We start from the raw sequence: 12,000 nt of genomic DNA on the forward strand, positions 1-12,000 counted from the left end.
CTCTGGTTCGCAGAAGATAAGGTGGCGCGCAACCCGGTGCGATGGAGCCTGCGATGACCACGAAACTTCTGCTGATTGTTCTGGATGGCGTCCCCTATGCCAACTGGCGGCGCTACTTCGGATGTCTTGAGGGCTGGGTGCAATCCGGCGAGGCGCGGGTCTGGAAGATGCGCGCGGGCCTGCCGTCGATGTCAGGGCCCTGCTATGCCTCGATCCATTCGGGCAACCCGCCGCAGGTGCATGGGGTGCTGTCAAACGGGATCATCAAGCGGGTGGAGCTGCCCGATGTGTTTTCCGAAGTGCGCAAGGCCGGTGGCGTGACCGGCGCCGTGGCGCATTCCTGGTGGTCGGAATTTTTCAACCGTTCGCCTTTTGATATGGTGCGCGATATTGAGTATGATGAGCCGGAAAGCACCAGCATCAACCATGGCCGGTTCCACACAATGACCGGCTATGACCACAATAATCAGGCAACCCCTTGTGATGCCGATCTTTTTGCCACGCTGACCAGCCTGTGCCAGCGCTTTGATCTGCGCTATGGCATGCTGCATACCTGCACGCTGGACAGTATGGGCCACCGCTTTGGCCATGAGTGCGGCGAGATGGACCATGCCTGCGCACTGATGGATGCAATGCTGGCCGGTTTTCTGCCGCGCTGGCGGGCGATGGGCTATGAGGTGATCGTCACCGCCGACCATGGCCAGTCTCTGCGTGGCCATCACGGCGGCACGGGCGAGGATCAGCGCGATTTCGCGCTCTATTACTTCGGTGACGGCGCGGGGCCGAAGGGGGATGCGGTGCTGGACCAGCTGGCACTGGCGCCGACGATCCTGAAGCGGCTGGGCTGCGCCATCCCGGACAGCATAAAGGCCGCGCCTTTCCTGACCTGACCGCCCTGCCCTAATTCCAATCCGGTTATCGCCAATCCGGCGCGCGCTTCTCGATGAAGGCCTGAATGCCTTCATCGGTGTCGCGCGCCAGCATGTTCTCCACCATCACCCGCCCGGTCAGCGCATAGGCCTGATCCAGCGGCAGGGCAATCTGGTCATAAAACGCGCGCTTGCCGATCCGGACCGCCGCGCCCAACTTGCCCGCAACGGTTTGCGCCAGTGCCATCGTCTCGGCCTCCAGCCGGTCAGGCGCGGCGATACGGTTGATCAGGCCCAGTTCAAGCGCGCGGTCAGCATGGATGAACGCGCCGGTGGTCAGCATCTCGAACGCGGCCTTGCGCGGCAGGTTGCGGGTCAGCGCCACCATCGGCGTGGAGCAGAAAAGCCCGATGTTCACCCCGTTCACCCCGAACCGCGTATCATCAGCCGCGACCGCCATGTCGCAACTGGCCACCAGCTGGCAGCCCGCCGCAGTGGCGATGCCATGCACCTGCGCGATCACCGGCTGCGGCAGCGCCGGGATCATCTGCATCACCCTCGCGCAACGGCCGAACAGGTCAGCGAAATAGGCGGCGCCCTTGTCGGGGGCCGCGCGACCGGCCTGCATTTCCTTCAGGTCATGGCCCGCACAAAAGGCCTTGCCGCTGCCCCGGATCACCAACACCCGCACTTGCCCGTCATCGCCCGCGCGCGTCAGTGTCGTGCTCAGGGCCGCCAGCATGGAATCCGACAGGGCGTTCAGGTTTTTCGGGCTTTGCAGTGTCAGAACCGCCACATGTTCCGTCACGTCATAACCGACCAGATCTTCGCTCATCTTGCCCTCCCCGGCTTTTCAAGGAAACCTTAGTGGTCGCCGCCGCGAATGCAATGCGGTTTGCGCGGGCGTGAACGGGGGAGAAAAAGCCGATGAATGTGAAACTGGATGCAGCCGCGCTGAACGCGTTTCTGGCGGAGGTCTTTCCGCAGGTCGCCGATGATTACCGTGTCGAGCGCGTGGCACCAATGGAGGCTGACGTGCGCCTGCTGACCGCCGATCGCCATCTGCGCCCCGGCGGCACGGTTTCGGGGCCGACAATGTTCGCCCTGGCGGATCTGGCGATGTATGCGGTGACGCTGGCCATGATCGGGCGCGAGGCGCTGACCGTGACCACCAACTGCTCCATTGATTTCATGCGCAAGCCAGCGCCGGACCGCGACATGATCGGACGGGCACGGCTGCTGAAACTGGGTCGCGTGCTGGCGGTCGGCGATGTGCTGCTGTTCTCGGAGGGCAGCGATGCGCCGGTAGCGCGCGCTGGAATGACCTATTCGATCCCGCCGAAGGGTTAGGATTTAAGCCGCACCTCGGGGTTGTTGCCGGTCTTGCGCATCTCGAACCCGCCCGCTTTCTGCACCAGTTCGCTGAGCTTGGCGCAGCCGTAGGTGCGGCTGTCGAAATCGGGGTGGCTGGCCTGTATCGTCTGGCCCAGCACGCCCAGCGGGAACCATTCCTGATCCTTGTCCAGCGCCTGCATCGCGGCGGCCAGCAGCGGGCGGGCATCGGACGGGACCATGCGTTTGGGGGCATCGCGGGGCGCCTCGCGGGAGTCGCGCTCTGGCTCGGGCAGAAGGTTTTCGACGAAGATGAAGCGCTTGCAGGCCTTGCGGAAGGCCTCGGGCGTTTTTTGCTGGCCGATGCCATAGACATCCAGCCCCTGCTCGCGGATGCGCGAGGCCAGCCGCGTGAAATCGCTGTCCGATGAGATCAGCACGAAGCCATCGAATCGACCGGAATGCAGAAGATCCATCGCATCGATCACCAGCGCAATATCGGAGGAGTTCTTGCCCACCGTATTGGCCGGCTGGTGATGCGGCACCAGCGCCAGCGTGGGCAAAATGGCCTGCCAGCCGTTCATCTGCGGCTTGGAGAAATCACCATAGATGCGCCGCACCGAGGCTTCGCCAAGGGCGGCGATTTCGTCAAAGATGGCCTCGGCCCATCTGGGCGAGGAATTGTCGGCGTCAATCAGAACGGCGAGAAGCGGGATACCGGCGCGGGCCATGGGAGTCTTTCTTTAGGCAGTGCGTGTGGTGGGGGTGAAGGGGGGCTGTCTGCCCCCCACGCCGCTGCGCGGCTCCCCCCGAGGATATTTATGAACAGATGAAAGGGCGCGTTTTTCGGGCTCCATCAGGCCATGGGGCGGCGCGGATTGCAAGCCTCAGGCGGTTTTCACCTTTTCGGCCAGATCGCGGGCGATGGCGAAGGCGCCGCGCAGCTTTTCCTTTTCACTGCTCCAGTCGCGGCGGATAATGATCTTGTTGTCGCGGATCTTTGCAAGATTCTCAGCATGAAGAAACTCCACCAAGCCCTTGGGATTGGGGAATTTATCCTGATGAAACTGGATGGTGACGCCTTTGGGCCCGGCGTCAAGCCGGGCAATATGAGCGCGTTTGCAAAGCGCCTTGATGCGCACCACGAGCAGCAGCGTGTTCACCTCACGCGGGAGGGGGCCGAAACGATCGATCAGCTCGGCCGCGAAACCCTCGAATTCGACCTTCTTTTCCAGCGTGGCGAGGCGGCGGTAAAGGCCGAGGCGGACATCCAGATCGGTGACATATTCTTCCGGAATCAGCACCGGCACGCCCAGATTGATCTGCGGCGCCCATTGCCCGCCGTCCAGCTCGGTCAGGTCACCGGCGCGTAGCCGGGCGATGGTTTCCTCCAGCATCTGCTGGTAGAGTTCATAGCCCACCTCGCGGATATGGCCTGACTGCTCCTCACCCAGAATATTCCCCGCGCCGCGCAGGTCCATATCCTGGCTGGCGATGGTGAAGCCCGCGCCGAGGCTGTCGATATTGCCCAGAAGCTTCAGCCTCCGCAGTGCCTGCGGGGTCAGCGGGATGCGCGGGCGGGTGGTGAGGTAGCAATAGGCGCGGGTTTTGGACCGGCCCACCCTGCCCCGGATCTGATAGAGCTGGGCCAGCCCGAACATATCGGCGCGGTGCACGATCATCGTATTGGCGCGCGGAATGTCGAGGCCGGATTCGACGATCGAGGTGGCGAGAAGAACGTCATGTTTCCCATCATAGAAGGCGTTCATCCGCTCATCGAGCTCGCTCGCGGCCATCTGGCCATGGGCAATCAGGACGGACACTTCGGGGACATGAGTGCGCAGGAAATCCTCGATCTCGGGCAAGTCCTTGATGCGGGGCACCACGAAGAAGCTTTGCCCGCCCCGGAACCGTTCGCGCAGCAGTGCCTCGCGCAGGGTGACGGTGTCAAACTCGCTGACATAGGTGCGGATCGCCAGACGGTCCACCGGCGGGGTGGAGATCAGCGAGAGGTCGCGCACCCCGGTCAGTGACAATTGCAGCGTGCGGGGGATGGGCGTGGCGGTCAGGGTCAGAACGTGGATATCGGTGCGCATTTCCTTCAGGCGCTCTTTATGCTGAACGCCGAAATGTTGTTCTTCATCAATCACTAACAGGCCAAGATTGCGGAATTTTACCGATTTGGCCAGCAGCGCATGGGTGCCGATGACAATATCCACCGTGCCGTCGCTGATGCCCGCGCGGGTTGCGCTGGCCTCTTTGGCCGGAACGAACCGCGAAAGTTGACGCACGATCAGAGGAAAGCCCCGGAAGCGGTTGTTAAAGCTGTGAAAATGCTGACGAGCCAGCAGCGTGGTGGGGGCGATGATCGCCACCTGCAGGCCGGACATGGCGGCGATAAAGGCCGCGCGCATCGCCACTTCGGTCTTGCCGAAGCCCACGTCGCCCACCACCAGCCGGTCCATCGGGCGGCCACGGTCGAAATCGCTGATCACATCCTCGATGGCCTTGAGCTGATCGTCGGTTTCGGCATAGGGGAAGCGGGCGGCAAAGGCCTCCCACATGCCCTCGGGCGGGTTGAGGACGGGGGCGGTGCGCAATTCGCGCTCAGCCGCGATGCGGATCAGCTTGTCGGCAATCTCGCGGATGCGCTGTTTCAGTTTGAATTTCTTGGCCTGCCAGGCGCCACCGCCCAGCTTGTCCAGCAGCCCCTCTTCATGGCCGAACCGGCTGAGAAGTTCAATGTTTTCAACGGGAAGGTAAAGCCTGTCACCGCCCGCATATTCCAGCGCCAAACATTCATGCGGCGCGCCCATTGCGGTGATCATCTCAAGGCCCGTGTAGCGCCCCACGCCATGATCGACATGGACCACCAGATCTCCGGTTGTCAGGCTCTGCGCCTCAGACAGGAAGTTTTCGGCCTTGCGTTTGCGGGTCGGCGCGCGCACCAGCCGGTCGCCCAGCACATCCTGTTCCGAGATCACCGCCAGATCGGGCGTGACAAAGCCCTGATCAAGCGGCCAGACCGTCAGATACACCGCGCCCTTGCCGCCCAGCCCGCGCGCATCCTCCAGCAGTTGCGCATCCGCCAGCCCGTGTTCTTCGAGCAGGCCTGAAAGCCGGTCGCGCGCACCTTCGGACCAGGAGGCGATGACCACCGCGCGGGCTTTGCGCTCGCTCTGAACATGGTCGCACAATGCCTGGAAAATGTTGATATTTTCCTGCTGACGTTCCAACGAGAAGGTGCGGCCTGCCCGCCCCCCGGCATCCAGCACATCGGGGCCGGGTGGCTGGGCCAGAGGCGACAGCCGGACCACACGCAGCGGGGCAAGCGCGGCCTGCCACTGCGTCTGATCCAGATACAGAAGCTCAGGCGCTGCGGGTTTATAAACGGTGTCGACCCGCCCCCGGGTGCTCAAGGCCTCGCGCCGGTTGTCGTATTGATCGGTGATCGCCTCCCAGCGCGCGGTGCGGACCGCCTCTATCTGGTCATCCAGCAGGACGCTGGCGCCCGGCAGATAATCAAACAGGGTCTCCAGCCGGTCATGGAAATAGCCCAACCAGTGCTCCATTCCCTGATGCTTGCGCCCGGCGCTGATCGCCTCATAAAGCGGATCATCGCTGCCCGCCGCGCCGAATTCGCTGCGATAGTTCTGCCGGAAGCGCGTTATCGCCGCTTCGTCCAGAATGACCTCAGAGGCAGGCGCCAGTTCAAGGCGCTTGAGCGCGCCGGTGGTGCGCTGGGTGGCGGGGTCAAAGCGGCGCAGCCCGTCGAGCACATCGCCGAAGAAATCCAGCCGCACAGGCTCGGCCTCGCCGGGGGGGAAGATGTCGATGATCCCGCCACGGATGGCAAAATCGCCGGGCTCGGTCACCGTGGGGCTGGGCGAAAAGCCCATACGCGAGAGGTAATCGCGCAGCGCGCTTTCATCCACGCGCGCGCCTACCACTGCCACGAATGAGGCCGCGCCGATGGTCTGGCGCGCGGGCAGCCGCTGCATTGCCGCGCTGAGCGTGGTCAGCACCACGCAGGGCCCGGTGACCCCCGGTGCCAGCAAGGCCAGCGTGGCCATGCGCCGCGCGGTCACATCGGGGTTGGGCGAGACGCGGTCATAGGGCAGGCAATCCCAGGCCGGAAGCGTCAGCACCGGCAGCGCGGGGGCAAAGAACGCCAGCGCGCGGCGCATCGCCTCCAGCCGCTTGTCGTCGCGCGCGACATGAATCACGGGGGCGTTGCGGCGCTCCAGCTCACGCCTGAGAAGTTCGGCATCAAAGCCCTCGGGCGCGCCGCCCAGCAGCAAATGTCGCTCTGTCATGATCTGCCCTTACCGTCCCAGCACGCTGAGCGAAATATTGTGCCACATGCCCCACAGGGCGGTGATCAGGATCGCCGCCAGACCGATCGCCTGAACGATGAACCGGTGCCAGGTCAGGACACGCGTCAGTGCCTCATCCTGCGGTTCTTCGCGCTCAAGCTGAAGCGCTAGCCGGAAACCCAGCGCGAAGACCAGCGCCGCCGGGAAGCCCAGCAGCGTCAGCGCCTGCGCGAATTCCATGCCATAGCCAAAGCCCAGCACCGCAACCGCACTCAGAAGGGCTGCCCACAGCACCGTCATCCACAGACCGCTCGCCTGCATCACATGCAGCCGCCGGCGCGCCTGAATGGCGACCAGCGCTTCCAGATCGCTCATAGCCTGCCCGCCCTGCCTGCGCGCGCGCACCACCATGTCAAAGGGCACGCCAAGCACATAATGCGAGATGCTGGACCACATCATCGCAAGGACGATCCAGAACCAGAGGTTCGAAAACGACCGCGTGTCGATCAGCGTGAAGACACTGTTGTACCAGTTCAAAAGGTCGCCCTCGTGTTTGCCACCCCTAGTTAGCGCCAAGCGTTGCGCAGGCCAAGGGGGCGCAGGCCCGGAATGGCTGGTCGAAGGCGCGGGGCTTGAGATCACCGGCGCCGCGTGGCACCAAGGCGCCAGCCCGATGAGGAGAGCGCCGATGCCCGTTCACACCCCCGCCCCCTACCCTGCCGCCCGCCTTCGCCGCCTGCGCCGCAGCCCTGCCCTGCGCGATCTGGTGGCCGAGCACCGGCTGTCCGCCGCCGATCTGATCTGGCCGGTGTTCATCCGCGAGGGTGAGGGCGTGGAGGAACCCATCACCTCGATGCCCGGGGTGGCGCGCCTGTCCATCGACCGGCTGCTGGCCAAGGCGCGCGAGGCGCATGAACTGGGCATCACCACGATCTGCCTGTTCCCCTATACCGACCCCTCCTTGCGCACCGAGACCTGCGAAGAGGCCTGGAACCCCGACAACATCACCAACCGCGCCATCCGCGCCCTGAAGGCCGAACTGCCCGGCCTCAGCGTGATGACCGATATCGCGCTCGATCCCTATAATGCCAATGGCCATGACGGGTTTGTGGTGAATGGCGAGATCGTCAATGATGAGACCGTTGAGGCCTTGGTGAAAATGGCCTTGGCGCAGGCTGATGCGGGGGCCGATATTCTGGGCCCGTCCGATATGATGGATGGCCGCATCGGCGCCATGCGCAGCGCGCTGGAAGCGGCGGGCCACCGTGATGTGGCGATCCTGTCCTATGCCGCGAAATTCGCCTCGGGCTTTTACGGCCCGTTCCGCGATGCGGTGGGGGCCTCGGGGCGGCTGGTGGGGGACAAGAAGACCTATCAGATCAACCCCGCAAACCGCGATGAGGCGCTGCGCTGCGTCGCGCGCGATCTGGATGAAGGGGCGGATATGGTCATGGTCAAACCCGGCATGCCCTATCTCGATATCTGCCGTGCGGTGAAAGACAGATTCGGCGTGCCGACCTTCGCCTATCAGGTCTCGGGCGAGTATGCGATGCTGCGCGCGGCGGCGCTCAACGGCTGGCTGGACGGTGACGCGGTGATGATGGAAAGCCTGCTGGGCTTCAAACGCGCGGGCTGCGACGGTATCCTGACCTACTTCGCCCCCGCCGCCGCCCGCCTGCTGCGCGGCTAAGCGCCACCAGCGCCCCGCGCCGCCTCCGCCATGCGTGACAAGCCTGTGGGTAGCGGTTATACTGCCGCAAGCGCCCTGCCCCGGCAGTGGCGCATAAGCTGGATCAGGCCAGGACCGGGCGTCAGACCCGCAGGCCCCTATTCGATGAGGCAGAGCATGACGAAATTCACGCGCAGGGCACTTCTGGCGGGCGGGGCTGCATCCGCCGCCATGCTGGCCGCCTGTGGTAACCCGGTGGGCAGTTTCAACGCCACGCGGCTGGAAGCGCGGGTTGACGCTACCCGCGACTATCTGCGCCAGAACCATGCAGAGACCGAAGATCTGTTCCGCAACGCCCACGGCATCCTCTATATGCCGCTGGTGAGCGAGGCCGGGCTGTTCGTCGGCGGCGCCTATGGTGAAGGCGCGTTGCGCATCAACGACATCACCGTTGACTATTATTCGGCCACCCGCGCCAGTTTCGGCTTTCAGGTCGGCGCGCAGCAGTACGCGCATGTGCTGTTCTTCATGACCGCGCAGGCGCTGGCCGATTTCCGCGCGTCCGAGGGCTGGGCCGCCAGCGCCGACATCCGCTACGCGGTACCCGAACAGGGCGGTTCCGCCGGTGTGCAGACGACGACCATGTTCTCCCCGGTGATCGCGGTGGTGTTCGGCCAGTCAGGCCTTATCGCCGGCGCCTCACTGGCTGGCGTGCGCTACCGGCGCATCATTCCCTGACCTCTGATTTTCCGCTCCGGGCACGCCAATCGCTCTTGCGCCCGGGCGGCGACACCGGATATGTGTGTCCGGCACGGAGAGGTGGCCGAGTGGTCGAAGGCGCACGCCTGGAAAGTGTGTAGGCGGGGAACCGTCTCGAGGGTTCGAATCCCTCTCTCTCCGCCACTTGCACATCGCAAACCCGAGATGAGGTCCCTGACGGGGCCTTTTTTCTTTTGGGTTCAAAGGGGTTTAGCGACGCCATCCGACTTTCGGAGACTGGGCGATGGCCCGAAATCGGTCTCTGAACGCCCCGCGTCTCTTTCCATCCGCCCTTCACCAAAATCGGGACGGATTCAAAACGTGACTGATTTTCAGCCACTTGGCAGAAGCGGATTGCGCCGGGGTTGAGGCGCGTTCGACTGCTGTCGATGCGAACTAAGACACCCGACGGCGGCGTGGTTGTGCGGGGTGGTGCGAAGTCTTTGATGACAAAAGAACTTCGCCCTCATAGCCTGGTGCGATGTCGAACGGCTTCTGGACAGATAACGAGAACGATCTGATCGTCGCGGATTACTTCGCGATGTTGGCCGACGACATCGCAGGGCGTCCCTACAACAAGGCCGAGCATCGCCGCGGGCTCCTGCCCCTGCTGAACAGTCGGTCCGAGGGATCGGTCGAGTTCAAGCACCAGAACATCAGCGCGGTACTGAAGGGTCTCGGCGAGGACTGGATCCCCGGCTACAAGCCCGCGTTCAACTTCCAAATGACATTGGTGGACGCCGTGGCGCGGTGGCTGGCGCTGAACCCGGTCTGGCTCGGGCGCCAACCGGGCCTGCGACCCGCCTCCGGCTTCAAAGACGCGGCGCAGATCTGGATCGGGCCGCCGCCGACGCTGTCGAACCAGCCGCCACCGCAGGAGCTGGAGCAGATGTTGCACATCGCCCGCAAGTTCGACGTGGCGGGCCGGGACGAGCGCAACCGCACCCTTGGCCGTGCGGGAGAAGAGCGCGTGCTGGCGCATGAGCGCGCGGCCTTGCGGACGGCGGGACGGGACGATCTGGCGCGCAAGGTGCGCTGGGTGTCGGAGGAGGATGGCGACGGCGCGGGCTACGACATCGCGAGTTTCGCTCCGGACGGACTCATGCGGCTGATCGAGGTCAAGACGACGAACGGGTGGGAGCGCACGCCCTTCTACATCACCCGCAACGAGCTGGCCGTGGCCGAGGAGCGCCGGTCGGAGTGGCGTCTGTTCCGGCTGTGGAATTTCTCACGCGACCCGCAGGCGTTTGAACTGCACCCACCGCTTGATGCGCACGTCTCCCTGACCGCGACGTCCTTTCAGGCGAGTTTTCACTGAATCTTGAAGCAGCTCCTTTGCGCCGCTTGATCGTCTTCAAAGATCGCGCAGCCTTACGGCTCTATCGATGCCTATTCTTGCCGGAAATCTCGGGTAAGCATCTGAGATGCAGTAGAAGCAACGTTGGCGTTGGCGCCGGCGATCTGGGCGGCGGCAATTCGTCCTTCCGCCGCAAATTGTTGGAGGCGTTCTCGCAATGCACTTAAATTGGCTGTGTCGATCACAAGCCTGATTGCAGTCCCTCGAAAATCAGTATCGAAGGTATGCTTTCCTTGGTGGTTTAGCTCAATTCCGGTTCCGCCCGAACACAGTAGGAAACTACCACCGTTCCGACAGATGCGGCTGGTCATATAAAGACCATAGCCGGAATTGTTCCATTGGTCGTTACCCCGCCCGGCGTGAGGATTCCCTGAGATTCCAGGCATTAGCGCCATCTGAAGGGCTTCCGGTTCGGTCAGGCCATCGAAGGTTGGGTTCCCGGTGAGAGCCCTATGGATGCCAATGCCGTCATCGACAATTCCGACTTCCACTTCATGTCGTTGGGGCCAATATTGAGCGCAAATATAGATCTTTTCAGAACCGCTATGCTCAACGACATTTCGCATGATCTCGCGGATCGAATATGTAAGGGTATCCTGCAATTCTCCCAGGTGATGGCGCGTCAGTAGCCCAGCAAGCTCAGCGGCTTTCCCCTCAATTACGTCTCCTACTTCCAGAAAGGCGTCGAATGCCTCTTGGCGAATCTCAGCGACATCAAGCTCGCTGATTGGAACGTACCTAGAACTTCCAGGTGCCTCACCGGGCGCGTTTCCATGTTGGAGACCGAAAGATCGGAAAAAGCCGAAATGCGCCGCGTATGAGTGATTTTCATGATCCCGTGCTCGTCGATGAGCTTCTGGTCGATTGCCTCGGAACTGGCGGAGCAGTGCAGAAAGGAGCAGCATTGAGAATGGAGGGAACCAACGCTCGCCGCCAAAGTGGAACTCGTATTCGGCTGTGTCTGGAAGATCTCGGAGCATGCAGGCGAAGCCCGCGAGGCTAACTGGCGACAGATCGTAGGGGACGTCCACACGCATTCGAGATCAGCACTCCAATAGCTCGGAAAATAGTAGGTCTTGGGCTTGCCTAAGATCAGGCTCTACCTTTTTCATTAACTACACGCTTGGGCAGCCACGTTCCAGCGCCACTGAATGCGGGGTGGCATCAATTTCAAGACCGCGTTTCTAAGTGCGCCCGAACGCCCGCTCAGCCTGCACCTGCCATGTTTCCCCGGCCAGAAAACAAAGCTCGTAGAGGCTAATCGCCGACGCCTTGCGGCCGCATGTCAGGCGCTTGAGCACCTCTGGCGCCAGATAGGCGAGCCGTAGCTGGCGGCTGACATGGCGTTCGGCCAGACCGACAGCTTCGGCCAGTTCCTGGATCGTGGCGAACTCTCCTGCTTCCATGCGACGCCGCCATCCCCATGCCCGGCCGATGGCGCGCAGGATGTGCGGATCTTGGGTCTGATCCTCGCTGGGGCGGTAGTCGGCGGGCGGCAGGATCTTCGGCCGCCCGTTCTTCTTGCGCACTTGCAACGGGATCAGCACGCGGATCGTATCGTCCGGCTTGGTCATTCAGCAGCCTCCATCCTGCGGGGCGCGACCATCTCGCGGATGACGCCTACGATGCCTTCGCGGCGAATGTTGGACCTGCACCGGTTTCGTTCCGGTCTTTTGAGAGCGATACTCGCCATCAAGG

The 12,000-nt window shown here is 63.1% G+C and carries 11 protein-coding genes and 1 tRNA gene; 6 read left to right on the forward strand and 6 right to left on the reverse strand.

Going from position 1 to position 12,000, the window contains the following annotated elements; translation table 11 throughout:
* The first annotated feature begins 53 nt into the window (after positions 1-53).
* Positions 54-890, forward strand: a complete 837-nt coding sequence (locus V7Q53_RS03365) for an alkaline phosphatase family protein (protein ID WP_333826965.1) — start codon at positions 54-56, stop codon at positions 888-890.
* 25 nt (positions 891-915) lie between these two features.
* Here V7Q53_RS03365 and V7Q53_RS03370 read toward each other — a convergent pair whose 3' ends face one another.
* Positions 916-1,704 carry an enoyl-CoA hydratase gene (locus tag V7Q53_RS03370; RefSeq protein WP_333826966.1) on the reverse strand — a complete coding sequence of 263 codons (789 nt, stop codon included), beginning with the start codon at positions 1,702-1,704 and terminating at the stop codon, positions 916-918.
* Between the two features lie 92 nt (positions 1,705-1,796).
* On the opposite strand from V7Q53_RS03370, the gene V7Q53_RS03375 reads away from it, so the two are divergent.
* On the forward strand, positions 1,797-2,219 hold the full coding sequence (locus V7Q53_RS03375) for a PaaI family thioesterase (protein WP_333826967.1): 423 nt from the start codon (positions 1,797-1,799) through the stop codon (positions 2,217-2,219).
* Here the strand turns inward: V7Q53_RS03375 and V7Q53_RS03380 are convergent.
* From V7Q53_RS03380 to V7Q53_RS03390, 3 genes are all read right to left on the reverse strand, one after another.
* A complete protein-coding gene (locus tag V7Q53_RS03380; protein WP_333826968.1) occupies positions 2,216-2,932 on the reverse strand; it encodes an NYN domain-containing protein in 717 nt (238 codons plus the stop codon). The genes V7Q53_RS03375 and V7Q53_RS03380 overlap by 4 nt on opposite strands.
* A 156-nt stretch (positions 2,933-3,088) precedes the next feature.
* On the reverse strand, positions 3,089-6,517 hold the full coding sequence (gene mfd, locus V7Q53_RS03385) for a transcription-repair coupling factor (RefSeq protein WP_333826969.1): 3,429 nt from the start codon (positions 6,515-6,517) through the stop codon (positions 3,089-3,091).
* Between the two features lie 9 nt (positions 6,518-6,526).
* On the reverse strand, positions 6,527-7,054 hold the full coding sequence (locus V7Q53_RS03390; RefSeq protein ID WP_333826970.1) for a component of SufBCD complex: 528 nt from the start codon (positions 7,052-7,054) through the stop codon (positions 6,527-6,529).
* Between the two features lie 151 nt (positions 7,055-7,205).
* Here V7Q53_RS03390 and hemB point away from each other — a divergent pair, with 151 nt between their 5' ends.
* From hemB to V7Q53_RS03410, 4 genes are all read left to right on the forward strand, one after another.
* Positions 7,206-8,207 (forward strand): porphobilinogen synthase, encoded by a 1,002-nt coding sequence (gene hemB, locus V7Q53_RS03395; protein ID WP_333826971.1) that lies wholly within the window; start codon positions 7,206-7,208, stop codon positions 8,205-8,207.
* Between the two features lie 156 nt (positions 8,208-8,363).
* Positions 8,364-8,924, forward strand: coding sequence for a lipid-binding SYLF domain-containing protein (locus V7Q53_RS03400; protein ID WP_333826972.1), 561 nt, complete (start codon positions 8,364-8,366; stop codon positions 8,922-8,924).
* Positions 8,925-8,999: 75 nt separating this feature from the next.
* Positions 9,000-9,089, forward strand: a tRNA-Ser gene (locus tag V7Q53_RS03405).
* A gap of 337 nt (positions 9,090-9,426) precedes the next feature.
* Positions 9,427-10,263, forward strand: a complete 837-nt coding sequence (locus tag V7Q53_RS03410) for a DUF3883 domain-containing protein (RefSeq protein ID WP_333826973.1) — start codon at positions 9,427-9,429, stop codon at positions 10,261-10,263.
* A 71-nt stretch (positions 10,264-10,334) separates the two neighbouring features.
* Here the strand turns inward: V7Q53_RS03410 and V7Q53_RS03415 are convergent, their stop codons facing one another.
* Together V7Q53_RS03415 and V7Q53_RS03420 are read right to left on the reverse strand one after the other, a co-directional pair.
* Complete coding sequence (locus V7Q53_RS03415; RefSeq protein ID WP_333826974.1) at positions 10,335-11,339, reverse strand: ATP-binding protein; 1,005 nt, start codon at positions 11,337-11,339, stop codon at positions 10,335-10,337.
* Positions 11,340-11,486: 147 nt separating this feature from the next.
* Positions 11,487-11,876: a hypothetical protein gene (locus V7Q53_RS03420; RefSeq protein ID WP_333826975.1), complete on the reverse strand. Its 390-nt coding sequence runs from the start codon at positions 11,874-11,876 to the stop codon at positions 11,487-11,489.
* Positions 11,877-12,000: the final 124 nt, after the last annotated feature.

The organism is Pararhodobacter sp. (genome assembly GCF_036802785.1).
GTDB lineage: Bacteria > Pseudomonadota > Alphaproteobacteria > Rhodobacterales > Rhodobacteraceae > Pararhodobacter.

Coding starts and splice junctions, on each gene's coding strand:
- mfd (WP_333826969.1), bottom strand. CDS start 6,517: ATGACAGAGCGACATTTGCTGCTGGGCGGCGCGCCCGAGGGCTTTGAT.
- V7Q53_RS03370 (WP_333826966.1), bottom strand. CDS start 1,704: ATGAGCGAAGATCTGGTCGGTTATGACGTGACGGAACATGTGGCGGTT.
- V7Q53_RS03410 (WP_333826973.1), top strand. CDS start 9,427: ATGTCGAACGGCTTCTGGACAGATAACGAGAACGATCTGATCGTCGCG.
- hemB (WP_333826971.1), top strand. CDS start 7,206: ATGCCCGTTCACACCCCCGCCCCCTACCCTGCCGCCCGCCTTCGCCGC.
- V7Q53_RS03375 (WP_333826967.1), top strand. CDS start 1,797: ATGAATGTGAAACTGGATGCAGCCGCGCTGAACGCGTTTCTGGCGGAG.
- V7Q53_RS03365 (WP_333826965.1), top strand. CDS start 54: ATGACCACGAAACTTCTGCTGATTGTTCTGGATGGCGTCCCCTATGCC.
- V7Q53_RS03380 (WP_333826968.1), bottom strand. CDS start 2,932: ATGGCCCGCGCCGGTATCCCGCTTCTCGCCGTTCTGATTGACGCCGAC.
- V7Q53_RS03420 (WP_333826975.1), bottom strand. CDS start 11,876: ATGACCAAGCCGGACGATACGATCCGCGTGCTGATCCCGTTGCAAGTG.
- V7Q53_RS03400 (WP_333826972.1), top strand. CDS start 8,364: ATGACGAAATTCACGCGCAGGGCACTTCTGGCGGGCGGGGCTGCATCC.
- V7Q53_RS03415 (WP_333826974.1), bottom strand. CDS start 11,339: ATGCGTGTGGACGTCCCCTACGATCTGTCGCCAGTTAGCCTCGCGGGC.